This is a genomic window from Aquitalea pelogenes (assembly GCF_041914625.1).
Lineage (GTDB): Bacteria > Pseudomonadota > Gammaproteobacteria > Burkholderiales > Chromobacteriaceae > Aquitalea > Aquitalea pelogenes.
The window spans coordinates 1-23,142 of the sequence record NZ_JAYSDA010000041.1 but is presented as its reverse complement, the minus strand read 5'-3'; the positions used below and the strand labels follow the sequence as shown (position 1 = coordinate 23,142).

The 23,142-nt window shown below is 56.3% G+C and carries 31 protein-coding genes and 2 tRNA genes; 23 read left to right on the top strand and 10 right to left on the bottom strand.

From position 1 onward, the window contains the following. Positions 1 to 784: 784 nt before the first annotated feature. Positions 785 to 1,771 (bottom strand): phage portal protein, encoded by a 987-nt coding sequence (locus ACE3SE_RS20885; protein WP_374558007.1) that lies wholly within the window; start codon positions 1,769 to 1,771, stop codon positions 785 to 787. Continuing rightward, positions 1,771 to 2,136 (bottom strand): phage terminase large subunit family protein, encoded by a 366-nt coding sequence (locus ACE3SE_RS20880; RefSeq protein WP_374558005.1) that lies wholly within the window; start codon positions 2,134 to 2,136, stop codon positions 1,771 to 1,773. Before ACE3SE_RS20880 ends, ACE3SE_RS20885 begins: the two co-directional genes overlap by 1 nt. On the opposite strand from ACE3SE_RS20880, the gene ACE3SE_RS20875 reads away from it, so the two are divergent. From ACE3SE_RS20875 to ACE3SE_RS20845, 7 genes are read left to right on the top strand one after another with little or no spacing between them, the layout of a single operon-like run. Beyond that, a complete protein-coding gene (locus ACE3SE_RS20875; protein ID WP_374558003.1) occupies positions 2,137 to 2,514 on the top strand; it encodes a hypothetical protein in 378 nt (125 codons plus the stop codon). It begins immediately after the preceding gene. Next, a complete protein-coding gene (locus ACE3SE_RS20870; RefSeq protein ID WP_374558001.1) occupies positions 2,514 to 2,855 on the top strand; it encodes a hypothetical protein in 342 nt (113 codons plus the stop codon). The genes ACE3SE_RS20875 and ACE3SE_RS20870 overlap by 1 nt, the downstream gene beginning before the upstream one ends. 1 nt (position 2,856) lies before the next feature. Next, complete coding sequence (locus ACE3SE_RS20865; RefSeq protein WP_374557999.1) at positions 2,857 to 3,300, top strand: phage tail protein; 444 nt, start codon at positions 2,857 to 2,859, stop codon at positions 3,298 to 3,300. Further along, the gene (locus ACE3SE_RS20860; protein ID WP_374557997.1) at positions 3,297 to 4,484 is read left to right on the top strand and encodes a phage late control D family protein; all 1,188 of its coding nucleotides are present in this window, start codon (positions 3,297 to 3,299) and stop codon (positions 4,482 to 4,484) included. The genes ACE3SE_RS20865 and ACE3SE_RS20860 overlap by 4 nt, the downstream gene beginning before the upstream one ends. 41 nt (positions 4,485 to 4,525) lie before the next feature. Further along, complete coding sequence (locus tag ACE3SE_RS20855; protein ID WP_374557995.1) at positions 4,526 to 4,813, top strand: type II toxin-antitoxin system HigB family toxin; 288 nt, start codon at positions 4,526 to 4,528, stop codon at positions 4,811 to 4,813. After that, positions 4,810 to 5,226, top strand: a complete 417-nt coding sequence (locus ACE3SE_RS20850; protein ID WP_374557993.1) for a helix-turn-helix domain-containing protein — start codon at positions 4,810 to 4,812, stop codon at positions 5,224 to 5,226. Before ACE3SE_RS20855 ends, ACE3SE_RS20850 begins: the two co-directional genes overlap by 4 nt. Positions 5,227 to 5,236: 10 nt before the next feature. Then, positions 5,237 to 5,473 carry a helix-turn-helix domain-containing protein gene (locus ACE3SE_RS20845; protein WP_374557991.1) on the top strand — a complete coding sequence of 79 codons (237 nt, stop codon included), beginning with the start codon at positions 5,237 to 5,239 and terminating at the stop codon, positions 5,471 to 5,473. 56 nt (positions 5,474 to 5,529) lie between these two features. On the opposite strand, the gene ACE3SE_RS20840 is transcribed toward ACE3SE_RS20845, so the two are convergent. Further along, a complete protein-coding gene (locus ACE3SE_RS20840; RefSeq protein WP_374557989.1) occupies positions 5,530 to 6,255 on the bottom strand; it encodes an HNH endonuclease in 726 nt (241 codons plus the stop codon). Between the two features lie 241 nt (positions 6,256 to 6,496). Between ACE3SE_RS20840 and ACE3SE_RS20835 the strand changes: the two genes are divergently transcribed. The 4 genes from ACE3SE_RS20835 (at position 6,497) to ACE3SE_RS20820 (ending at position 9,782) form a co-directional block, all read left to right on the top strand. Further along, complete coding sequence (locus ACE3SE_RS20835) at positions 6,497 to 6,844, top strand: hypothetical protein (protein WP_374557987.1); 348 nt, start codon at positions 6,497 to 6,499, stop codon at positions 6,842 to 6,844. 350 nt (positions 6,845 to 7,194) lie between these two features. Continuing rightward, on the top strand, positions 7,195 to 7,422 hold the full coding sequence (locus ACE3SE_RS20830) for a hypothetical protein (RefSeq protein ID WP_374557985.1): 228 nt from the start codon (positions 7,195 to 7,197) through the stop codon (positions 7,420 to 7,422). Position 7,423: 1 nt separating this feature from the next. Further along, entirely contained in the window at positions 7,424 to 8,794 is a 1,371-nt protein-coding gene (locus tag ACE3SE_RS20825; protein WP_374557983.1) for an AAA family ATPase, read from the top strand. 1 nt (position 8,795) lies between these two features. Further along, positions 8,796 to 9,782 carry a hypothetical protein gene (locus tag ACE3SE_RS20820; RefSeq protein WP_374557981.1) on the top strand — a complete coding sequence of 329 codons (987 nt, stop codon included), beginning with the start codon at positions 8,796 to 8,798 and terminating at the stop codon, positions 9,780 to 9,782. A gap of 184 nt (positions 9,783 to 9,966) precedes the next feature. Here ACE3SE_RS20820 and ACE3SE_RS20815 read toward each other — a convergent pair whose 3' ends face one another. Further along, positions 9,967 to 11,421: a BRCT domain-containing protein gene (locus ACE3SE_RS20815; protein ID WP_374557979.1), complete on the bottom strand. Its 1,455-nt coding sequence runs from the start codon at positions 11,419 to 11,421 to the stop codon at positions 9,967 to 9,969. A gap of 114 nt (positions 11,422 to 11,535) precedes the next feature. After that, positions 11,536 to 11,856, bottom strand: a complete 321-nt coding sequence (locus tag ACE3SE_RS20810) for a helix-turn-helix domain-containing protein (RefSeq protein ID WP_374557977.1) — start codon at positions 11,854 to 11,856, stop codon at positions 11,536 to 11,538. Positions 11,857 to 11,941: 85 nt separating this feature from the next. Here ACE3SE_RS20810 and ACE3SE_RS20805 point away from each other — a divergent pair, with 85 nt between their 5' ends. From ACE3SE_RS20805 to ACE3SE_RS20755, 11 genes are all read left to right on the top strand, one after another. Then, positions 11,942 to 12,181, top strand: coding sequence for a hypothetical protein (locus ACE3SE_RS20805; RefSeq protein WP_374557975.1), 240 nt, complete (start codon positions 11,942 to 11,944; stop codon positions 12,179 to 12,181). Between the two features lie 54 nt (positions 12,182 to 12,235). Further along, on the top strand, positions 12,236 to 12,397 hold the full coding sequence (locus ACE3SE_RS20800) for a hypothetical protein (RefSeq protein WP_374557973.1): 162 nt from the start codon (positions 12,236 to 12,238) through the stop codon (positions 12,395 to 12,397). A 34-nt stretch (positions 12,398 to 12,431) separates the two neighbouring features. Continuing rightward, positions 12,432 to 12,887: a YmfL family putative regulatory protein gene (locus ACE3SE_RS20795; RefSeq protein WP_374557971.1), complete on the top strand. Its 456-nt coding sequence runs from the start codon at positions 12,432 to 12,434 to the stop codon at positions 12,885 to 12,887. Then, a complete protein-coding gene (locus tag ACE3SE_RS20790; RefSeq protein ID WP_374557969.1) occupies positions 12,884 to 13,174 on the top strand; it encodes an ogr/Delta-like zinc finger family protein in 291 nt (96 codons plus the stop codon). The genes ACE3SE_RS20795 and ACE3SE_RS20790 overlap by 4 nt, the downstream gene beginning before the upstream one ends. Before the next feature lie 92 nt (positions 13,175 to 13,266). Beyond that, on the top strand, positions 13,267 to 13,437 hold the full coding sequence (locus tag ACE3SE_RS20785) for a hypothetical protein (RefSeq protein WP_374557967.1): 171 nt from the start codon (positions 13,267 to 13,269) through the stop codon (positions 13,435 to 13,437). 1 nt (position 13,438) lies between these two features. Continuing rightward, a complete protein-coding gene (locus ACE3SE_RS20780) occupies positions 13,439 to 13,861 on the top strand; it encodes a hypothetical protein (RefSeq protein WP_374557965.1) in 423 nt (140 codons plus the stop codon). After that, the gene (locus ACE3SE_RS20775) at positions 13,858 to 16,242 is read left to right on the top strand and encodes a replication endonuclease (protein WP_374557963.1); all 2,385 of its coding nucleotides are present in this window, start codon (positions 13,858 to 13,860) and stop codon (positions 16,240 to 16,242) included. The genes ACE3SE_RS20780 and ACE3SE_RS20775 overlap by 4 nt, the downstream gene beginning before the upstream one ends. Before the next feature lie 2 nt (positions 16,243 to 16,244). Next, positions 16,245 to 16,469 carry a hypothetical protein gene (locus tag ACE3SE_RS20770; protein ID WP_374557961.1) on the top strand — a complete coding sequence of 75 codons (225 nt, stop codon included), beginning with the start codon at positions 16,245 to 16,247 and terminating at the stop codon, positions 16,467 to 16,469. Next, positions 16,466 to 17,350: a DNA cytosine methyltransferase gene (locus tag ACE3SE_RS20765; RefSeq protein ID WP_374557959.1), complete on the top strand. Its 885-nt coding sequence runs from the start codon at positions 16,466 to 16,468 to the stop codon at positions 17,348 to 17,350. Before ACE3SE_RS20770 ends, ACE3SE_RS20765 begins: the two co-directional genes overlap by 4 nt. A gap of 63 nt (positions 17,351 to 17,413) precedes the next feature. Continuing rightward, complete coding sequence (locus tag ACE3SE_RS20760; RefSeq protein ID WP_374557957.1) at positions 17,414 to 17,614, top strand: DUF4224 domain-containing protein; 201 nt, start codon at positions 17,414 to 17,416, stop codon at positions 17,612 to 17,614. A 13-nt stretch (positions 17,615 to 17,627) separates the two neighbouring features. Next, positions 17,628 to 18,680 (top strand): tyrosine-type recombinase/integrase, encoded by a 1,053-nt coding sequence (locus ACE3SE_RS20755; RefSeq protein WP_374557955.1) that lies wholly within the window; start codon positions 17,628 to 17,630, stop codon positions 18,678 to 18,680. A 71-nt stretch (positions 18,681 to 18,751) separates the two neighbouring features. On the opposite strand, the gene ACE3SE_RS20750 is transcribed toward ACE3SE_RS20755, so the two are convergent. The 3 genes from ACE3SE_RS20750 to ACE3SE_RS20740 form a co-directional block, all read right to left on the bottom strand. Continuing rightward, positions 18,752 to 18,827, bottom strand: a tRNA-Thr gene (locus ACE3SE_RS20750). A gap of 44 nt (positions 18,828 to 18,871) precedes the next feature. Next, positions 18,872 to 19,282 carry a hypothetical protein gene (locus tag ACE3SE_RS20745; protein WP_374557953.1) on the bottom strand — a complete coding sequence of 137 codons (411 nt, stop codon included), beginning with the start codon at positions 19,280 to 19,282 and terminating at the stop codon, positions 18,872 to 18,874. A gap of 330 nt (positions 19,283 to 19,612) precedes the next feature. Further along, a tRNA-Leu gene (locus ACE3SE_RS20740) sits at positions 19,613 to 19,697 on the bottom strand. A gap of 171 nt (positions 19,698 to 19,868) precedes the next feature. Between ACE3SE_RS20740 and ACE3SE_RS20735 the strand changes: the two genes are divergently transcribed. Continuing rightward, a complete protein-coding gene (locus ACE3SE_RS20735) occupies positions 19,869 to 20,558 on the top strand; it encodes a Bax inhibitor-1 family protein (RefSeq protein WP_374557951.1) in 690 nt (229 codons plus the stop codon). 30 nt (positions 20,559 to 20,588) lie between these two features. Here ACE3SE_RS20735 and tilS read toward each other — a convergent pair whose 3' ends face one another. Then, a complete protein-coding gene (gene tilS, locus ACE3SE_RS20730; RefSeq protein WP_374557949.1) occupies positions 20,589 to 21,914 on the bottom strand; it encodes a tRNA lysidine(34) synthetase TilS in 1,326 nt (441 codons plus the stop codon). Beyond that, a complete protein-coding gene (locus ACE3SE_RS20725) occupies positions 21,904 to 22,869 on the bottom strand; it encodes an acetyl-CoA carboxylase carboxyltransferase subunit alpha (RefSeq protein WP_131354324.1) in 966 nt (321 codons plus the stop codon). The genes tilS and ACE3SE_RS20725 overlap by 11 nt, the downstream gene beginning before the upstream one ends. Between the last annotated feature and the right edge of the window lie 273 nt (positions 22,870 to 23,142).

Sequence of the window (23,142 nt, the reverse complement as noted above, 5' to 3'; positions counted from 1 at the left end):
AAGCAGCGGCCTGATTTATTCAAAAAGCGCGTAAGCAATCGTCCGGGACTGGACACTTAGACCTCCTATGAAATCATGCGCATTTCGCATCAATGCGCATGACTTTTTACAAGCCAAGCATCAAGCTAAAAGCCTTGCTACGGGCCGTTTACGGGGCAATCATGCAGGTGCAAGTTTTCTGGCACGTTAAGTGGGCGGGCGAGGCGGGGCTTCGATTGCGCGCGCTGGGGTGGGCTTCATGTCGGAAAGCACCGCTATTGAGGTACTCACTTCCGCGCATGCTTCGTGGAATGGCCTAGGATCACCTGCCCTTCACCATTGTCGCTTTCGGCATGCTAAAATGCCAAATGATTAAATTAAAAATCATTCAATCATTATGAAAAAGCTATTGGTTTCCATCACTGTCTTGGCATTGACAGCCTGCGCCACCCCGACCCAGATTAGAAACAACGTGCCCAGCATTGAAGAGACAAGCCAGATGCCGGCAAATAGAGTTGCTGGATGCATCCTTGAGAGCTATGACAAGGTGGGTCTGACTGGTTTCGCAATCTCCCAGCCTCGTAGTGATGGTGGGTACTCTGTGAAGGTGGGTCAGCCAAATCACCCACATATCATGTACATTGTTGACATTAAGCCAACTGCAAATGGTTCATTGACGGTCATGTACGATAATTCAATCTGGACAACCGAACGTGATCGAGCAATCGTCCGACATTGCGGTAAAGGTCTGTTCTAAAAAATAAACGCCCTCAAGGGGCGTTTTTGCTTTTTACACTAACTTCACCTAAAGTCGATCATCGTTAAACCGCACCACCTCCTCCCCCACCCACTCGTTGACCTCCTGCAACTTAGCCTGCAGCGGCAGGATTTCATGAGCGTGGAAGACCTCAGCCGCTTTCGTCACATCACCGAAGCCACCCGTATTGCTGGGAATCACGCCCAGCAGCTGCGGCGGCACCCGGTGCGCAGCCAGCACATCATCCCGCGTCACGTTCTTGATGCCCAGAAATTCATCCTTTGCCGCCACTTCGCTGATCGGGATCAGTTGTAACCCGTCCTTTTTGCCATTCGGCGCATGCATGAACAGGTTTCGGAAATTACCCGGCCCCTTGCTGTCCCGCAGTGCCTTGCGCAAGGCGTTCACGTCCTCCTCGCTACTGGCCGGGTCCGTCATGTACAGGATGAAACCGGCATGACTGCCATTCAGGTAATACTTGCGACGGAACAGCGTGGCCGACTCATTCAGCCAGGCCGATTGCAGCGCCGCCAGATACTCCGGCAAGCCGTACACCTCCTGATTGATGTCATGCTCCAGCAGGTGAAACACCTCTCCCAGCGGCGTGCCCTGGTCATACCCCGACACCCACCAGTAACTGCCAAGATCAATCCCGCGCCGCACATACTTGGCCAAGGCCGGCTGCAAGCCCAGCACCCCGCCCAGGCGATTCTTGCGTCTCTCCAGGTAGGCATTGCCGAACACCAGAAAATCAAACACCCACCGCGAAAAGTCCGCCCGACTCAACAGCCGGTGCGGTATGAAATCCTTCACCAGCAAATTACGCTTGATGGTCAGCGCACTGGCGTGATGAACGCAGGCATGCCGGCTGCGCGCCAAACCCTCCCAACTGATGGGCGGCTCATACCAACGGCCATTGCTGACACACTCCAGGTACTCCAGGATTTCACGCCTATCCATCACCGGCACCGGGTCACCAAAGGTAAAAGCCTGCATGGCAGGCACCACCGCCAGGGAATCATGAGTATCAAGCATCAGAAAATTTCCATGAAGCCGGAATTGGCGCCAGTCACGCCCTCCAGCGGTTCGTGAGAGAGCGCATGCATGGTGGCCCATGCCAGGTCAGCGTGGCTGGTTTCTTCCGAGCGGCCTGCATTAAACGTCATGCGACTGCCGGTCGCGGTAACGGTTTTCCTGATTGCCAGAAAAGCCGCGGCAATATCATTGCAGCCGGCATCAAACTCCAGACGGCCATTGCTGATCACATCCAGCGCCTTCAGCACCAGACGGGTCTTCACCTCCGGGCTGTACTGAAACCCCATCGCATCCGGACGGAACTGACGCACCAGCTGAAACACTCCGGTCCCCAGGCCGGTGGTATCAATCCCGATAAAAGCCACGTGGTAACGCTCGCACTGCTTGCGGATGAAATCCGCCTGGGCGGCTACACCATGGCCGGACTGCAACAAGGCATTGCCGCTGGGCAGGATGGCCCGCTGTCTGCCGTGCTGGGCATCGCCAAACGGCTGACCGCCGCCGGTGCCATCACTCTGGGGCTGGCCAACCCCGTCATGGCCCAGCAGCTGGACCAGCGCGGGCAGATGCGCGCCACGCCACCAGCGGCAGCCATGGCCGCACCCGCCCCCATCAATATCACCATCCACGCCGCACCGGGCATGAATGAAAAAGCACTGGCCCAGGCTGTGGCGCGGGAACTGGCAAAACAGCAAAACCAACAAGCGGCAAACCGCCGCAGCCGCTGGGGGGATAGTGACTGATGGGAAAGAAATGGATTGCCGTCGATCTGGACGGAACCCTCGCCAAATACCAGGGCGCAATGGACAACGCCATTGGTGAACCTGTCTTGCCAATGCTACAGCGCGTGAAGGACTGGATAGCGGCCGGCGAGGATGTACGCCTGTTTACGGCACGTGCCGGTGATGCCGCCCAGCTCCCTTACTTGCAAAACTGGTTGAATCAGCAAGGGCTACAGCAAATGAAAATCACCAACGTCAAAGACTTTGACATGAAGGTGCTGTACGACGACAAGGCCATCCGGGTGGAGCGAAACAAAGGCTATATCTGCGGGGGCTGCTACCGCATGAGATCGGGTAAATAACATGCTTGGCTTACCCATGCTGGCCTTTGGCCTGTTCGTATTCCACATGGAAACCCTGCCCTATCAGGAATTCAAGCAGCGCTATGGCTGGCGCTGGGCCAGCAACCCCCGCGTCGGCTTGCGGCCGGCCTACCAGTTTCTGGGGCAGGACGAAGAAGCCTTCACCCTGTCCGGCGTACTGCTGCCGGAACTGACCGGTGGCGATAGCGCACTGGACCTGCTGCGCCTGCAAGCCGACCAGGGCAAGGCATGGCCGCTGCTGGAAGGCACCGGCACCATGTATGGCTTTTTCATCATGGATGGGCTGGACGTGGGCCGTACCGCGTTTTTCAGCGACGGCAAGGCCCGGCAGATTGACTTCAGCATCACCCTGAAACGGGTAGACGTCAGCATGATGGACCTGCTGGGCACCATCACCCGCAGCATGCTGGAGCTGGCAGAATGATGGACCGCCTCAGCGACAGCCTGCTTGCCTCCACCAGCACCGTGCTGGACCAGGCCGGCCAGCTGCTGGGCAGCCTGCAAGCCATCACCCAGCCAAAGCAGCCCGCCTTCACCCTGACCCTGGACGGTAAAAACATCACCCGCACCCTGGCTGACCGGCTGATCAGCCTGACCCTGACCGACAACCGCGGCTTCGAGGCCGACCAGCTGGACATCGTGCTGGATGACGCGGACGGCATGCTGGATATTCCGCCGCGTGGTGTCACCCTCAAGCTGGCGCTGGGCTGGGCTGGCCAGCCGCTGGTAGACAAGGGCAGCTATATCGTGGACGAGGTAGAGCATACCGGCACACCGGACACGCTCACCCTGCGCGCCCGCGCCACCGACCTGCGCGCCGGCATGGCGGCAAAACGGGAAAAATCCTGGCACCGCACCACCCTGGGCGACATCGTGCGCGCCATCGCCAAGGCCAACAACCTCACCGCCGCCATACCGGACTGGATCGCCCGCCAGAAGGTGGAACACATCGACCAGACCAACGAGAGCGACGCCAACTTGCTGAACCGGCTGGCTCGCCGGTTTGACCTGGTGGCCACGGTGAAGCATGGCAAGCTGATTGTCTGCAAGGCCGGGGATGCGGAAAGCGTCAGCGGCAAGCCCTTCCCCACCTGCCTGATTACCCGCGCCAGTGGCGACCAGCACCGTTTCAACGTGGCAGACCGCAATGCCTACACCGCCGTCAAGGCGCAGTGGCAGGACATCCAGCGCGCCCGGCGCGGGGAAGTCATTGTGGACGCCAACACCCGTTTTGAACGCCGGGCCACGGTCACCAAACTGGGGAAAAAGAGCAAGCGCACCAGGCTGGCCGCCATCCAGCAACAGGGCATCGAACCCAGCGCCAGCAATGTCAAAGTGCTGCGCCACATCTACGCCAGCGAAGCCACCGCCCTGCAAGGCGCCAAAGCCGCATGGCAAAAGCTGCAACGCGGCGCGGCGGAATTCAGCATCAAGCTGGCAGAAGGCAGGCCGGAACTGTTCACCGAACTACCGGCCAGGGTGGTGGGCTTCAAGCCCGTCATCGACAGCCAGGCCTGGGTCATCAACAAGCTGACCCATACACTGGGCGACGGTGGGCTGGTGACTGATATTGAACTGGAAATGAAACTGGACGAATTGGACAGTTAAGCCACATTGACACTATCTCAAATTGAGATAACAATACAGCCATGAAACTCATCAGCAATCGTGCCTTGCGCGAATTTTCTGCCCTCCACCCTGCCGCAGACCAGCCCTTGCAAGACTGGCGCCGCATTATCGAAAAGAACGCTTTCGCGCACTTCTCCGCGCTCAAGCAGGCGTTCAACAGTGTGGACAAGGTGGGCGAACTGATGGTGTTCAATATCGGCGGCAACAAATACCGCCTGGTGGCCTATGTGCAGTTTCCCCGCCAGCTGGTTTATGTAAAAGCCGTCCTCACCCACACCCAGTACGACAAAGGAGACTGGAAAGCATGAATGCCCGAATTGATGCAGCCGCCCTGCTGCCTGCATGGCAGGCATTTAGCCAGGCTACCGATATTCGCCCCATTCGGGACGCCGCACACTACGACCGCATGTGCGAACTGCTGGACGCGCTGTGGGAAAGTACCGAAGGTGACGACCAGCACCCGTTGTGGGAACTGAGCGAACTGGTGGGCGACCTGGTGCACGACTACGAAGCCCAGCACCACCCGCAACCGGAATCCAGCGGCGTAGACGCACTGCGCTTTCTGATGCAGGAACACGGCCTGCGCCAGGGCGACCTGCCGGAAATCGGCAGCCAGGGCGTGGTATCCGAAATCCTCACCGGCAAGCGCGAACTCAACCTGCGCCAGGTCAAAGCCCTGTCGCAACGCTTTGGCGTGAGCCCGGCCACCTTTATTGGCTGAGCGGTCAGCCATGTCACCGCACAACAGCACACTGCCCCACGCTGTCATGCAGGCTGTGGTCGAGGGTGCCACCCCGGTCAAAGCCTGGCGCGAACACCTGGGCATCAGCCAGGCAGAAGTGGCCGCACGTCTGGAAATATCCCAATCGGCCTACAGCCAGCAGGAAAGCAGCGACAAGCCGAGCCCGGACGATCTGAAGCACATTGCCAAGGCGCTGGGGCAGACGCCGGAGCAGCTCGACTTTTAACGACGCCCGCCCCTTTTACACCGACTTGGCAAAGCACAAGTGCCAATCAGGCTGCTTTAGGCTGGCCGGCCAGAGGTTTCCAGAGCCTGCTGCACCCTGCTCAATACCGTTTGGGTCAAGCGTTTCCCATGCAGTAAGGCACGGTAGTCGTTCGACAAATCCCCGATCACCTTCACCCAGCCATCCGGCTGGATCACAAACAGGTGCTCGTCGTACAGCCGGTGCAAATCCGCCCGCAGCAGGATGCCGTTTTCCACAACCTCCGCCCCACCCTCGGCAGAAGGAATGATGTGCGCCGCATCCAGCGCACGCTCGGTATCTTCACCGGTAATGGCGCAACAATTATCCATACTCAGCAAAGCCGCGCGGAACTGGGTTTGCTCGCGTTCCAGCTTGGTGGTTCTCACCCGCTTCTTTTCCTTCAGCAAACCGCCCAAACGGGTCCAGGTGACCGTGCCATTGTTTTCTTCACCGGCATAGCTGAACCACGAAGCCGACCCGCTATCCGCCCCAGGCGGTATCACAATGGTAGAGACGCCCCAACATGGGTATGCCCAAAAATCACCCGGATTGTTTTCTTTTGAATAGGTAATCTCCAGCACCCAGCTACCGTCCGCAGCTTGGGAAACCTGGCTGGCGGTGTGGTAAGTCACCATCCGGCGCTCATCGGGCCACCACTCGCGGGTAGAAGTAATGCTCGTTCCGCTGGACAGATTGTCCAGATCAATATTGATGTACTCGGTGGCGTACCACCATGAAATCTTGATGCCTTTTGCAAACATAACGCTCCCCGCCACATTGTGTTGGCCACCCCTGCCATGCAGGTGCCATGGAATCTGAACAAACCAAGCCTATCACAATGGCATTTATCGGGTTTTGCCATACGCAAAAAAACTGAGCCAACAAAACAAAAAAGCGCCCACCCAGGCGCTTTTTGTTTGTACCACTCCAGCACACAACCACCCCACCCCGCTTCGGCACGCCGCACACCCTACAGTAAGGCTTTACCCGGAAGCCCCTGCCATGCCCCTTGCCACCTACCTTGCCCTGCCTGACGCAGCTTTGAACGAAGCCATCGCCAGCCGCTTTTGGCAGATCCCGGCCAGCAGCCGCGACGCGCCTTGGTTTCTCCACCCGGACTACTGCCACAACTGGTTCGAGGCCGCCAAAATCGTCAGCCACATCAGCCTGTACGGCAGCCCCGCCCTGCAAGCCGCCTTCAACACCGCCCTGCTCCAACTTACCAGCCCGGATGCACGCCCGGCAGACATCCTGCTGATTTGCGGCCCACGTGAAATCTGCGCCGCGGCAATGACAGCGTGGGACTATGCGGGAAAATGTGCAGCCAACAACAACATCATCGGGTCGTAAAGCGGCCGGCCCCTCCCACGCTTGAGCGGCTGCAATAAATGGGGATGGCTCTGCTGTAGTGCATTGATAAAACCCTGCACATCAATCCGCCGGCGTTGCGCCGGCGGCCTCTCCAGCCACAAGGCCACAATGGCCGGTGTTACCTCTGCAATCGTGGTCAATCCTGCCTCCTGGGCACTGCCCTGATGTCATGAAAATAAATCAGAGCAGAACACCTGGGACAAGTTCAGCTGCAACATCAAACCGACACCACCCAGCCCTCACTACACCAAAAGACTGAAACCGCTTGGCCTGTACATGACGCCGCCATTACCATACCAATGGTATCAACAAGGACAAAAGCAAGGCATATGGAATTTTGGTGGGTCAATCACAAGCAAACCTACAAGAACGAAGTAGACGGCGGCTATATCTGGTCCCTCAAAACAAATAGCAATGGCGGCAGCAACCAAACCTACCTCAATCTACCCCGCACCAGCCCAGGTGACCTGGTGTTCTCCTATGCAGGCACCTTCATCCGTGCCATTGGCGTGGTGCAGGCATCAAAACCATCAAAATCGAAAAGGAATATAATTTAATATGACAATATCCTCAATTGAAGTTGAGAACTTTAGCATTGGATTTGATAATTTATCATCTGAATTTTCAACCTTAGATGGCATGGCATTGGTAATTGGGAAAAATGGCTCTGGCAAAACCAATTTAATGCATAAGATTTGCATCGGAAAGGCTAACATATGGCAAGGCTTCAATTTAATAAATGAAGAAATTGGCATTATTTATTACTCATGCACACCAACACAAATTCCAAGCAAAATTCAGAATAATTTTATCAACTGCAAATCAATAGGACTGGGCAAAATTTCAGAAAAAATTTACGAATCAATTTCTGATACATTTGAATTAACCCAATCAAGAACTTACACATCAAATGCAAGTCAAATTTTTTACAAAAAAACAGTGCTTAAACATTTAGCATCAAGATGCATAGATATATTACTTAAATCAAACATCGACACCGGGCTATACAAATTTATTGTAAAAACACTTAATTTAAATGAATACGAACTTTCCAACAAAGACAGTATTAGCAATGTCGAATTTGATCATTTAGAGAATGAAATAATACTTAGATATTACAATTTTGCAAATAAAATTGAAAAGAGCGACTACATGATAAAATTAGTCGCCCTTGAGCAAACCTACAAGACCACCCCATTACATGAACGTGAAAATTTACTAGATTATTTCTTTTATGAAATATTTAGACATGAAATCGGAAGCAATATAATGATGGTAGATATTACTCTACCAGACTTAAACAATGCAATTAAAACAATAACCAGATTATTCTATCTATTCAATGGTGAAATAGACAACTGGTCCGTCGTACTTCACCCAAAAGAGGACTACCAGACTAATGAAATCTTAGCTTCTGGCTTAGGATTTACATTAAAACCCGCATTCCTGCCATCAGGCCTGCAACAACTTTCTACACAACTTGGAAAGTTACAGATAGCTGCTCGCAGATTAAAAAGAAAAGGGTATCAAAATTTATTATTTTTAATTGACGAAGGCGATTCATTTCTACACATGGACTGGCAACTAAAATATATAAAATTTATTGAATTTTTTTTAACAAAAACCAAGTCAAATCTTGAACTTGAAAGCATATCGATTGTGATATCAACTCACTCCCCTGTCATTGCTTCAGAATTCACACGCGATGCAATTCTAAGCCTGGATTACCCAGTAACCTCGCCCACATTGGCAGCTCCAATTGAAATGTTAATGCAGCACACATTTGGCAATACGTCACTTGGGTTAAAATCAATTGACTTGATTAACAAAATAAAAACAAATCAAGACAATGCAAATCGACTGCTAGGAGAAATTGGCGACCCTATTTTATCTAGGATCCTGAGCAAGGAATACAAAAATGATAATTAACATGCACGACGTATGGGAAAAAGCATCAACTAAACACAATAGATTTCTCACCATGAAAATTGATACGATTCTAACTAAAAAGGTGAGGGGGCATAATTTAAAAGAAGCTCAAGATTTCATCAAAAGAAACGAAGATTATATATTATCAACTGGCAAATTAGATTTAAGAAGTTGCATTGACGATTTCTTGCAAAACTACGACATCATTCAACAAGCTAATATGAATAATATATTCAAATCAGTATTTAGCTATGACAATTTTATTGTTAAAAAAAAATCATGGTGGGCGTATGATTTGTGCAGGAGGCTTAAATATGAAATTTGTCCATACTGCCATATAACACCAATTCCACAGTATGAAATAAACACCCCAGATCAATTTGGAAAATATCCAAATAAAAATCAAAGACCAGAGTTAGATCACTTCTACGACAAGGGTAGATTCCCCTTCTTAGCACTAACCCTTGGAAACCTGATTCCATGCTGTAACGAATGCAATTGCAAACTAAAACACGATGAAGATTTTTACAAAAATCAACACTTAAATCCATTGCGTGATCTTGAGTTAATTAAGTTCGACCTCGATTTTAATTACGAAATTTCCAAAAATGGCTTGAATCTTCTCAGACCAAAAATCATAGAACCACATAAGACCATATCGCACAACAGCGTGAAAACTTTCAATCTTGAGACCAGGTACAACACTCGCGCAGACGTTGCCAATAGCGTTTACTCGATCTGCAGATCAATATTAGGTAGATCTCACACCAACTTAAGTGTGATTAACATTACAATGCAAGACTACGTAAGTCTTGGCATTAACATTAGCATTCCATTTTCTTACAAAAATACGGCACTAGGAAAACTAAGAAAAGATATCATTGAAACCCACCTACTCTCAACGCCGATCACAAACAGCCAGACGATACAGCCAACCAAACAATCAATTTTAAAACATAGAAAACGTCAATTTATAAAAAAAAGGTGATTTAAAAAATTTTTGCTCGGTAAAATTATTTACTCTCACATCCACACCAAAATCAACATCACTACTTTTAATTTTATTAGTAAGAATATTGCTCTAATTTTCCATGGGAAATCATAAAACTATGCTTCTTCGACATCACAAAATACCTATCTTTTTGAAATTTAGTTCACTTATCGTGTATTACTTAAAATCGTGCAACCTCAGACATCTGAATTAGCAATGCGTACTTACCTGATTGAAGAAAATGAGGCAACGCAAACTTGCGGCAACGCCAAAATTTGCTTTCTCTGGCACTGATCCGTTGCTTCAACACAACCCATCCATAATGACCGGAGGCCACAGACTCAATCTGAAAGCTGTTTGCGGGCGCAAATCTGGAGTTGAATACATCCCCTGCGGCAAAGCCGAAGTCCGGGATTGCGCCGCGCGTCCATTGCCCGGGCCCGCTTGCCTGCTTTTGCAGTGAAACATCCAAGCTGCTGAAATGCGCCCTGCCCACCTGAAAATACCACCCGACAAAGTGGCCATCCTCATCCCGCTTGGGGAGTTCAACGGGCACGCGCTGGCCTGACAGGTCCGGCGCGATGGGGGCATGGAGTGCCTGCCCATCCAGCCATGCAAGGAAATCCCGGCTCTCACAACACACCACGCCCTTGGCCATGCATTTGCGCCATAAGCGTTCTGAAATAGCCGTGTCATACACCAGAATGGCCAACTGCTTGGTGAAGCTACGCCGTTCGATAACACGCGGCATGGATTTTCCGGCCACTCGCTTGTGCATGGCAGGCAACGCCGCCTTGGGTAGATCAAACCACACCTCGATCGCATCGCTGGCCATGAGCGCTGGGACAAATGGGGTTTGTAACAAGCTGAAACTGCCATCCAGAAACAGCATGTCGCGCTTGTCAAAGAAGTGGCTGCGGCCATCCAGCCAGCCTTCCACATGCCGTGGATATTCCAGCCATTCACCCAGGCAAACACGAGTACAACTACCCTGCCCCATCGGGTAAAGAAAGCTTAAGGGATGACGGACAGGCAGCACATTGCCGTACAGAAACGGGGCATAGTCGACATCGTCGTCCTCCCTGCTCCTTACTGTCTGGATGACCTGGGGCGCAGCCTGCTCACGCAGTGCACTACCAGCATCGTCATCCTTCTCTGTTGGAATGAGATCAGGCGCGCTCCGCTCGGGTAATTCACCCGTTTTCACCAGCGTGACCAAGTCACCCGCTTCAAGCAACCATGCGCCGCTCTGCCTGGCTTTTGCAATTTTGGTCGGCCCGGCATTGGGTCCGCAGCACAGGTAATCCAGCTGTTGGGTTGGCGATTTCACCACCTGAAAACCAGATGCAAGCGCATAGGACTCCAGCTGCCTGCGCTGTGCCGCAGTAAAGCCGGTAAACAGTATTTCGGGCCGCCGCGGCGCGTGTTGCACCACTGGAGGCGGTGGCTCAAACGGTTGCCGCAATGCGTGCTCGCAGCCATCCTGGTAGGCCACCACCCGGTCCTTGCGGTAGGTACGCGGCTGGCCTGCCTCCGGATTGAACCCCAGCAAATAGCGACCATCTTCACGCCAGTTGATGAGAACAGCATCCACCTCCTCACCGTCCGGTTTGCGGTAGCGAAAGCGCAACTCCATGGCATGGCTCCTGTATTGGTTTGGAGCAAAGTGCCATGCGGTCCGGTTGTGTAACACAGTCAAAAAGCCCAGCTGCATGGCTGGGCTTTTGGGGACGTCCTGCGGGGGGAAAATTCAGAGTTTGGTTTGTGCCAGTGCCTGCAAGCTGGCTTGTACCGCCGGGCGCAGCCTTTCATCGATCTGACCATACAGACCGAGCAGCGCGGTTTGCTCGCCACTGAGTGCGCTGTTGTTTCGTGTACCTGTCACTACGTACAGGATGTCAAAACCTGAGCCTGCCCACCTGGCCAGCGCCTCCGCATTCGGACATCGCTCACCAGCTTCATAGGTCTGGTATGTCGAAAACCCTATCCCTGCTGCCTTTGCCGCCTCTGTCTGGTTCAAACCAAGGCGATTTCTCTCTTCTCTAAGGCGGTCACCAATGCCTAATTTCATAGGTACTCACGTTTGACTTTCCTAGCTTTCGAGGAAAGAATTTGCTTGTATCACACACAGAGAAACATCCTACATGGAGGTACTTATGTCCGTCAGCAAAGAACCACGCCGCCGCGCGCCGGCGGGCGTCGATCACCGTCAGATTGCCATGCGGCTGTTACCGGCCGAACGGGAGCAGCTGGACAGCCTGGCGCGGGATTACGGCATTACCCACGGCGCGTTGTCGCGCGAGATTTACCTTGCCGGCCTGCCGGTGTGGCTGGAGCAGGTGTGCCACCCGTCCACCCGCTATGTCAGCCCGGCAGAAGGCGCTACGGTGGCTTGATCCACTGTAGTCCATGGTTATCCCACGCAACACCACCACTCAGGAGGATTTCCGGTGAACCACGCCCACACCATGCAGTACGCGCTGAAATACGTGCAGCGCCACCGCCCGCAAGCCCTGCCCTATGCCGCCAGGTACTTTGCCAAGTGCGGCAACACGGTGCAACGCAGGCTGGCGCTGGCGCAGTTGTCGCACTGGCTTGATGCAAAAGCCTGATCGTTTCGCATTGTGTCACACAGGTAAATGGGAAATGGATGATCTTCGCCACTGCTTTCAGCAGATGTGCCGCGCAATGCCGGGCGGCTGGGCGGCCATGGCCGCTGCCATAGGCCTGAGCAAGGACGGCCTGGAAAACCGCGTGTACGAGCGCAAGGGCCAGCGGGTGGATGTGCACGAGGCCTTGCAGATGCAGGCTTTCAGCAGCACCACCCTGTTTGCCGAGGCGGTGGCGGCGGAGTCCGGCGGGGTGTTCATCCCCTTGCCGTCCGTGGATGGCGTGGACGTGGAGGAAATCCACACCGTGTACATGGAGCTGGTGGACCAGGTGGGCAAGCTGGCGCGCGAGTGGCGCGAGGCCACCCGCGATGGCGAGGTGGACCCGAAGGAACGCCAGCGGCTGGAGGCGGTACGCCACGGCATTTGCACCAAAGTCACCCAGATGAACCACCTCACCTTTCAGGTGTTTTGCAAGGATGCCAAGTCATGACTGCCCCTTCCTGCCCGGCCTGCGGCGAGTCCGCGCTGATTACCCGCAGCAGCCGCGCCCAGACGGCCGCCACCCGCGAGGTGTACGGCCAGTGCAAGGTGTGTGGCGTGCAGCTGCGCGGCTTGCTGGAGTGGACGGCGCGGCTGGCCGATGGCCTGCTGGCGCCGGAGCTGCACCAGGCAAAACTGCCGATGTCGCCAGCTGCGGAGCGCCAGCGCGCTTTCGATAGCTACCGCGCAGCGCGCCGCAATGAGCCAGAGCGGCAGCTGCCGCTGGGCATCGACTAAGCCCCACCCCGTTAACAACCCGCCCCCATGCAAAGTGAGCCCGCGCGGCCCACGGGGCCCTGCTACGCCCAAAAAACCGAGGAGGCCTTGCCATGCCCTTACGCCGAGTGGATTTGCACGATGGAAGCCGCTGTTACAGCCCGGCACCGCAGCCTGCGCCGCCGTCGCCCACGGTACATTGGGAATGGCGGGCGCTGGGCTGGGTGGCGCTGCTGTTGCTGGCGCTGGTGCTGTTGCAGCTGTATTTGCCGACAGGAGCGTGACATGGACGCTTATGCAGAGTTTTTGCTGGCCAAGCAGGCGCTGGCGCAGCAGGTGGCCGCCCGGCAGGCGGCACAGCCGCAGGGGCTGGCCCCGGCCCGGCCAGTGGCCGCCCCGGCACTGCACAGTACAGCGGCCTTGCAGGCGCTGGTATTGCGCCCGCACCAGCTGGAGGCCATTGCACAGCTGGGCGCGGCGCTGCACAGCCTGGTGCCGCTGCTGGCCACCATCGACACCCAGTTGGCGCTGCATGGCATCAAGGCCAACAGCATGGCGCTGGCGCAGATTGCCGCCGGCCGGCTGTACCACGAGCTGGCGGAGACGGTGGCGGTGTCGCGCTGGGCCAGCCACAAGCTGCTGGCCGGTGGCGAGGCCGCACCGGTGCCGGACGCCAGCACGGCCAGCCCGCTGACGAGGGCGGCATGATGCAGGCGCTGATGCAGGGCGTGCTGCGCCATGACGATTTGCGGGCCATCAAGTACCCCTTGTTGCCGAATGCCAGCTGGCTGCCAGACAGCCAGGCGCGGCATTGTTTTGGCCATTTCCCGCGGCATCTGGCGCGGGCCATTCGCCGCACCTGGTTGGCCATGCGCAATGACCCGTCGCAGCGCGGGCCGTTCTGGGCGGCGGAGGACCCGCGCCATGCCGCAGCCAATGCCTGGGCGGCGCAGCTGGTGGCCTTGTTTCCCGCCGATGCGCTGGCCATGAGTGCCAGCGAAATGGAGCTGGTGGACTTTGCCAAGGCGCGGGCGGCAGAGGCGGACCGCCTGCTGCTGGACGGGGCCGACCCGGCCCGGCTGGAGGGGTTTTTCCAGCGCTATGGCCTGGCCCTGCCAGACGGGCGGACCGATGACGGCATTGCCCGCCGCGCAGCGTGCAGCCTGTGGTGGCGGCGTAACCTGCGCCGGGTGAATGGCCGCCGGGTGGAGGCGCTGTCCATCTCGCTGGGGCTGGTGCAGCGCCACCGCGCCTTGTATTGCAGCCACGACAGCGTGCAGCGCCGCCAGATGCAAAAGCGCCGCAACCGTGCCTTGCTGGAGGCGCTGACCGCCATCAACGAGCTGGGCGAGTCCTTCACCCTGGCAGACGTGGCGGACATGGGCATGGCCAACCCGGCCATCCGCCGGGCGGAGCTGATGGTGCGTATTGCCGGCTTCGAGCATATCGCCGTGGGGCTGGGCTATGCCGGGGAGTTCATCACCCTGACCGCACCCAGCCGTTTCCACCCCTTCCGCGCCAAGTCCGGCAGCAAGAACCCCAACTACGACGGCCACAGTACCCCGCGTGATGCCGCGCAGTACCTGGGCGGGGTGTGGGGACGAATCATGGCGGCGCTGGACCGGGCCGAGATCCGCATTTTCGGGTTCCGCGTGGCGGAGCCGCACCACGATGGCACCCCGCACTATCACGGCCTGTTTTTCATGCACCCGGACCATGTGGCCGGTTTCCGCCGCATTGTGGCCCGCTACGCCGTGCGCGAGTGCCGCGAGGAGTTGGGGCTGGACTATGTGCAGACCAAGACCGAGGCCCACGCCTTGGCACGCCTGCGCAGACAGGCAGGCCAGGCCGGCACGCTGACCGATATTGCCTCCACCATCCAGACCGAGGCCGGTTTCTGGACCAAGCCGGGCCGCGGCGTGTGGCAGCAGGTTTCCGCGCGGGTGCATTTCAAGGCCATCGACTGGAGCCGGGGCACGGCTGCCGGCTACATCGCCAAGTACATCAGCAAGAACATCGACGGCGCGCGCCAGGACGGCCACAGCGTGGGCGAGGACTACGAGGCGGCCGAGGATGCCAAGGGGCGCGATGCCCGGCTGACGGCCCAACGGGTGGATGCCTGGGCGGCCACCTGGGGCATCCGCCAGTTTCAGCAGGTGGGTGGCCCGCCAGTGGGCGTGTGGCGCGAGCTGCGCCGCTTTGACTACCAGCAGCAGGGTGCCGAGGACGTGCTGATGCTGGCGGCCAGTGCGGCAGATACCGGCAACTGGCGTCGCTTTGTCGAGGTGATGGGTGGCCACGAAATGCGCCGCGCCGACATGCCCTTGCAAATGGCCAAGGACAGCAAGCCGGCCACCAACCGCTACGGCGAGCCGGGCCAGCGCCGGGCCTTTGGGGTGGTTGAGGTTTCCAGCGGCCAATTGGCGGTCACCCGACTGCATGAATGGACCATCAAACGCGGCGAGACGGTGTTAGGGCGCGAAAGCGCCCCTTGGACTGGTGTCAATAACTCTACGGAATTGCAAATCCCGGCCAATACCGCGCCGGAGGCCACCCTGGACGACCACCTGCGGTGGATGGAGGAAATATCCGAGTCGGATTGCCGCGCCGCCATCCGCCCGGTAGATGACAGCTACCTGCCACCGGCACAGCTGAAAGAGCGCCAGGACAACGAGCGCTGGCGCATGGCCAACGGTGAAGCGGTACTGCGCCGCATCCGGCAGGCCCGCGATGCCGACCTGACCAGCTTCATGGCTTCGGTGAATGCCTGGGTGCAGGAATCCGGCATTGAGGCCCAGCAGGTACGCGCCGCCACCCTGCAAAAGCTGGCGCTGAAAGCCAGCCAGAAGCGCGTGGCCAAGCGCTTTGCCGAAGTTGCCGCCCAGCCGGGCGTGGAACAGATCACCGCAATCAAAGCCGCTGCGCTGGGCAAACCGCCGCGCCGCGAACGTCCGAATGCCAGCCGCACATGGAAAGCACCAGGCGGCAGCAGCAAGAGCATTGCCGAACAGCTGGCCAGCCATTCAGCCGCCGCTGCGCAGTGGACGGCATCCATGAACCACATCAGCCGCACCGGCGGCAGGGGGTGAGCATGCAACAGCAAGAGTTTGGCCCGGACCGCCGGGCGCTGATGGCGATGGTGATGAAAGACGTGATGGAAACCCGCGAGGCCATGGCCAGCGCCGCCGTGTGCGTGTGTGACCGGCTGATGAGCCGGGGTGCCTACCAGCCCCAGCTGGAGCGTTTCCAGCAGCTGGATGCGCGGCGCATGGCGATGTGGGCGCGCTGGGATCAATTGAAACAGGAGGGAGAATGAATGAGCTGGCTCTTTTCGCTGGCGCTGGTGGCGGAATACTCGGAGGCCACCTGCTGGGATGGCGCACCGTCTGCGCCGTTGAGCGTGATGCCTACGCCGCACAGGTTCTGGCGCAACGACAAAATGATGGATGTCTCCCGCCTTTCCCGATTTGGTCTGACGTGTGCAGTTTTGACGGCAGACCGTGGCGCGGCCTTGTTGACGTGGTTTCGGGCGGGTTTCCTTGCCAGGACATCAGCGCGGCCGGCGCAGGAAAAGGGATTCACGGGGAACGCTCTGGCTTATGGCGCCAGATGGCCAGAATCATCAGTGAGGTTCGACCCCGTTTCGTCTTCGTGGAAAACAGCCCACTGCTTGTGGGAAGAGGACTTGCCGTGGTCCTCGGTGACCTTGCCCAAATGGGGTATGACGCGCAATGGGGCTGTGTATCGGCATCCGACTGCGGAGCGCCCCATCAGCGCGATCGAGCATGGATTGTGGCCCACGCCAACGGTGTGCGGGAACAACAACCGGCCCGGGAGCAGCAAATCAGCCGGATGGGGACTGGCAAGCGCAGTGAAGCAGTGGCCGACGCCTCTGACACGTGGCCTGGATGGCGGGAGCAATTCTCGTGCAGCAATGAAAAAGCGGACATGGCCGACACCGGTTGCCAGCATGGCCAAGGGCAGCAGCCCCGGTTCGCTGACCAGGAAATCAGGAGCAGACCGCAGCAACGACAGACTGGACCATGCGGTTATGGCTGCGGACGGTGGCCAGCTGAACCCGACGTGGGTCGAGTGGCTAATGGGGTGGCCAATCGGATGGACCGAATTAAAGCCCTTGGCAATGGACAGGTTCCGAAAGTGGCAGCAACAGCATGGCAAATATTCTGCCAGCGGTAAGCAAGCACCGGGCCGGGACATCCAGACGCTGTTTTCACTAACAACCACACAGGAAGCAACGACATGACGCCCCTATTCCTGACCACCGAGGAGGTGGCGCAACTGACTGGCTACACCATCAAGCGCAAGCAGGTGGAAGCGCTGCGCAGCATGGGCGTGGCTTTCCGGGTGAACCCGGCAGGGACGCCGATTGTGACCCGTGCGGCGGTGGAAGGCCATGGCGCGGGTGAGGCATCGAAACAGAAATGGCAGCCAGCCATCTGAATGGAACTGGGCAATGGGACGCAAACCGACCGTTAACCTGAACCTGCCGAAGGGCATGCGTGCCCGCCGGCAGCGTAGCGGCAAGATTTATTACTACTTTGACCTGGGCGGCAAGCCGCGCAAAGAAATGCCGCTGGGGTCTGATTATGTGCTGGCCGTGGAACGCTGGGCCGAGCTGGAGGCCAGCAAGATACCGGCCTGCGCTCGCCCCACCATCAAGGACCTGGCCGAGCGCTATGCGCGGGAAGTGATTCCACTAAAGGCGCACAAAACCCAGGAAGAGAACCTGCGGCAGCTGAAGAACCTGATGGCCTTCTTTTGCAGCCCCACGCCGGCCCCCCTGGAGGACATCGACCCGGTACACGTGCGCATGTACATGGACCGCCGCAGCAAGGAAGCGCGGGTGGGAGCCAATCGCGAAAAAGCGCTGCTTTCCCACATGTGGAACATGGCGCGCCAGTGGGGCTATACCGACCGGGCCAATCCGTGCGCCGGGGTAGATGGTAATTCCGAGCGCGGCCGGGATGTGTACATCGAGGACAATGTTTATCTGGCGGTATACAACGCCGGGGATCAGGCCTTGAAGGATGCCATGGACCTGGCTTACCTGATTGGTCAGCGGCCAAGCGACACCATTGCGCTGTCAGAACATGACATCAAGGAAGGTGCTATCTGGCTGACCCAGGAGAAAACCGGGAAGAAGCTGCGCATTTCCATCGAGGGGGAGTTAGCCGCCCTGCTCGCTCGCATTGCCCGGAGCAAGGCCGGCTACAAATTCCACTCGCTGAAACTGATCGTGAAGGAAAACGGGCAACCGTTGACGCGTGGCGGACTGCGTGGGCGATTTGAGAAAGCGCGGGATTTGGCTGCCGAACTGAACCCGGAACTGGCCAAGGCGATTCTGGCTTTTCAGTTTCGCGATTTGCGGGCCAAGGCCGGGACAGACAAGGCGGAATCTGCTGGCGACATCCGCCAGGCACAGAAGCAGCTGGGCCACTCGTCGGTGAAGATGACCGAACAGTATGTGCGCAACCGCAAGGGCGACAAAGTTGGACCAACCCGGTAGCTTTGCGGAGCAAAATGGCGATTGCGAAGCAAACAAAACGGGCCTTGTATCTCTACAAGGCCCGTAGTATTTGGTGCCGGCGGCAGGAATCGAACTCGCGACCCCCTGATTACAAGTCAGGTGCTCTACCAACTGAGCTACACCGGCGAAGGGCTGCAATATAGCGTTCTGCCTTCTAATTGGCAAGAGGCTCAGTGCATTTTTTTACTCTTCTTTTTTGTGCTCTTTTTTATATTATTGTTTTTGCTTGGTTTATGTGATTTGTATTTCTTGGCATGCGATGAATCGGCTGCCGTATGCTTAGTCAAAACTTTGGCCTTATGCACTTTAACGACCCCGCCATCACCCCTGCGCAGCTTCACGGCTTTTCGCTTGGCATGAGCATGGCCATTTCGTTTGACGTGTTTTGCCGACCGACGCTCTGCACCAGCGCGCTTTGCCACACCTCCCGCACGCTCATGACGAGTCGATGAGTTTATCGTCTTGACTGGTGCATTTTGCACATCACCCGGCAAAGGAATATCTTCCGTTTCGGCATGCGCAACACCAGACAGCAACAACGCACCCAACAGCAGGGCACGCCCAATAATGGAATGATTCATAATCAAGTCAGAGCCCTTATGGTTTACCTAATATTCAGTCAGGTGTAAGGAAAGGGGAACAAACCAGCGATCATAGCACGGCTTGCTGATACACACGCAGCCATGCCCTCTAGGGAAGATCTCATCCATCAAGAGTCCAAGCCGGGAAAACATCCAAAGATACCATCCAGCGAGACCTCTGCACGATGGAAGTCATGACAAATGGATAAAGCCCCTTCAGTTGATGAAGATGCGCAAATGCATCCAATGGGAAAGTCGCAGCTTGAATTTGAAGCAGACGGAAATATATAGAGAAAACAGAAAACAATATAAAACTGTTCATCTATCTGATGGTGCGAGCGGAGAGACTCGAACTCTCACGCCTTGCGGCGCTGGAACCTAAATCCAGTGCGTCTACCAATTCCGCCACGCTCGCACAATTGGGCAACAAGGATATTGCTACCCGAAAGGAGGCCGAACTATACCGCAGGACAGCCCATCTTTCAAGCCATCCGGAATGAACCAAACACACGGTTTCGTGTCAGAATGCAGGCACATCGCCTTGAGCACACACTGACGCAGTATAAACACACAAAGGGAGCGCAGCATGCAACCAGATCTGCACAATACCTACCAAACCAGCACCGCCAACCTGTCGCGGAACAAGATTCTGCGCAACACCTATGGCTTGCTTGGTCTTTCGATGATCCCCACGGTCATGGGCGCACTGATTGGCACCCACCTGAACTTTGCCTTCATGGCTGCCAGCCCCATCATGGGCATGCTGGCCATCATGGCAGTATTTTATGGCCTGGTTTTTGCCATCGAAAAAAACCGCAATAATTCGCTGGGTGTGTTCCTGATGCTGGGCTTTACCTTCATGATGGGCCTGCTGCTGGGGCCTTTGCTGCAATTTGCCTTGCGCTTCAGCAATGGCGGCCAGCTCATCATGACAGCCGGTGCGGCAACTGCTCTGGTTTTCATCGTGATGGCAGGCATTGCCAGCACGACCAAACGTGATTTGTCAGCACTGGGCAATTTCCTGACCGTAGGAGCCATCGTGCTGATGGTGGCTGTTGTTGCCAACCTCTTTCTGCAAATGCCCGGCGTACAACTGGCCATTGCTGCAGCCTTTGCCTTGTTCAGCTCGCTGATGATCCTGTGGCAAGTCAAGGTGGTGGTGGATGGCGGTGAGTCCAGCTATGTCTCGGCCGCCCTGTCCATTTACATCAGCATTTACAATCTCTTTACCAGCCTGCTGCAATTGTTGCTGGCCTTCAGCGGCGATCGGGATTAATCATAAGCTGCATAAGAAAAAGCGCCTTGTTCAAGGCGCTTTTTTCATTTCTGGCACCCATTCAGGCCAAAAGCCGCCGGGATCAAAACAATCACTTGCTACCGCGACGCCAGGCACTGCCAGCAGCTTGCCTTCAGCAGAATAAAGCAGCGGCCATTGCTTGCGCAAAACCGGGGGCATTCCCGCCTCCTGCAATAGCTTGCGCACTTCCTTGCGGCCATATGGCTGCATCAGCAACTCTCCACCCAGACGGGGTTGCAGTACCAAACCTTCGGCAATGACATCCATTGACAAGCCCCCGCCGTCCTTCCACCGCAAGCTCCCAGCCCAGTCAGGTGAGCAAACGGTATTTTCCAGCGAGACTGCATCCAGCCTGATCGGACTATCTGGCACATTTTTGAGCTGGGTCACCAAATAGAGAGACTGCCGATAGCGCAACAAAACCCTTCCATCCAACTGCAAAGAAGGATGCGCCTCAGCACCCGCGTGGCGCAATTGTCGCAGGAACTCTTGCAATCGATTCGGGGCAACCCCTTGCAACCCCCTCTCCTGCAACCAGGCCAGCATGACAAAGCCCTGCCGAACCTCGGACAATGCAAGTAGCGGTGCCACTGCCAGGCCATCCGCCGTCAGGCAGGCAGACAAATCGCCAGCCACCACCTCATCCAGCAATTGGGTAGCCTGCGCCATATGCCAGGCGGAACGAGCGATTTGGTGCCGATAAGCGGGAACATGCTGCTGCAGCAAGGGCATGATGCGATGACGAAGCATATTGCGCCGATAGCTCAGATCGTGGTTGCTATCATCCTCCACCCAGGCCAGCGCATGCTCACTGGCATATTGCTCCAGTTGCTGGCGGGTGAATTGCAATAGAGGACGCCACAGCGGCCTGTCGGCCAGTTGCCGCAATACCGGCATGCCAGCCAAAGCCCTTACCCCACCGCCACGTAACAACTGGAGCAGTACGGTTTCCGCCTGGTCATCCAGATGCTGCGCCAGCACCACCACATCGGCCTTTGTTTGCTGATAGGCCTCATAGCGCAATTGCCTGGCATAGGCTTCAATCCCTTGCGGAGCGTTGCGATCAACCAGCACACGAACAACGCGTAGTGGAATGTTCCATTGGGCGCAAACCTGCTGACAGTGTTGCACCCAGGCTTCCGCAGCCGGGCTGAGGCCGTGATGAACATGCACCGCAGACACCTGCAGGCCTGGGCGGTGTGCCCGGGCACGCGCAAGCAGGGAGAGCAACACCATGGAGTCCAGCCCACCGCTGAGGCCAAGCTCAAAAGCACAAAGGCCGGACAATTCGTCCGGCCAGTTGGCTAATACATGTTCAAGCAGATCAGGCTGCATCTTCCTTGAAGCGTCCATAACTCATCAAACGATCAAAGCGCTCTTTGAGCAGTGCATCAATCGGCCGATTGGCAAAGTCTTTCAATTGCTCCTGAATCACGCGCTTCATGGCATTCATCATTTGTGCATGATCACGATGAGCTCCACCTGCTGGCTCATTGATGACGCGATCAATCAGTCCCAGTGTTTTGAGACGGTTGGCAGTAATGCCCAGCGCTTCAGCTGCTTCCGATGCGCGCTCAGCCGTTTTCCACAGAATGGAAGCACAGCCTTCGGGCGAAATCACGGAATAAGTTGAATATTGCAGCATATTCACCTGATCACCCACCGCAATGGCCAGCGCACCACCGGAACCACCCTCACCGATAACGGTACAGATGATGGGGACACGCAGGCGCGTCATCTCGTAGAGGTTGCGACCAATCGCTTCGGACTGGCCACGCTCTTCCGCACCAATACCAGGGTAAGCACCCGGAGTATCAATGAATGTGATGATGGGAATGCCAAATTTTTCGGCCAGCTTCATCAGGCGCAATGCCTTGCGATACCCTTCCGGGCGTGGCATGCCGAAATTACGGTAAATCTTTTCCTTGGTATCACGGCCCTTCTGATGACCAATCACCATGACTGGCTGGCCATTGAAGCGGGCCAGGCCACCCACGATTGCCGGATCATCAGCAAACGCGCGATCACCATGCAGCTCTTCAAAGTCGGTGAAGATGCTGCGCAGGTAATCCAGCGTATACGGACGCTGCGGGTGGCGCGCCACCTGCGAGATCTGCGAGGGGGACAGTTTGGCATATAGAGTCTTGGTCAGTTCCAGACTCTTCTTTTGCAGGCGTGCGATCTCTTCAGAGATGTCCAGTACGGAATCATCCTGTACGAATCGCAGCTCTTCTATCTTGTTCTCGAGCTCGGCGATAGGCTGCTCAAAATCGAGAAAGGTCGGCTTCATTATGCACATCATCCGATTAAGCGAATCGGGCAATCATACATGACAGCAAAAGAATCCGTCACGCCCCTGTCTGACAAAATTCAGTCTGCATAAGGAGTCGATCCGTTTATTCCGGCTATTACGCAAAAAAGTGAAACCAACCTCTTGCGCGGAGTTTTAGCCTGTGCTTTAATTCGCCTCCTCGCTGAGACGCAAACGCAGACAGCGAAAAGATTTCAGGGCGTTTAGCTCAGTTGGTAGAGCGTCTGCCTTACAAGCAGAATGTCGGCGGTT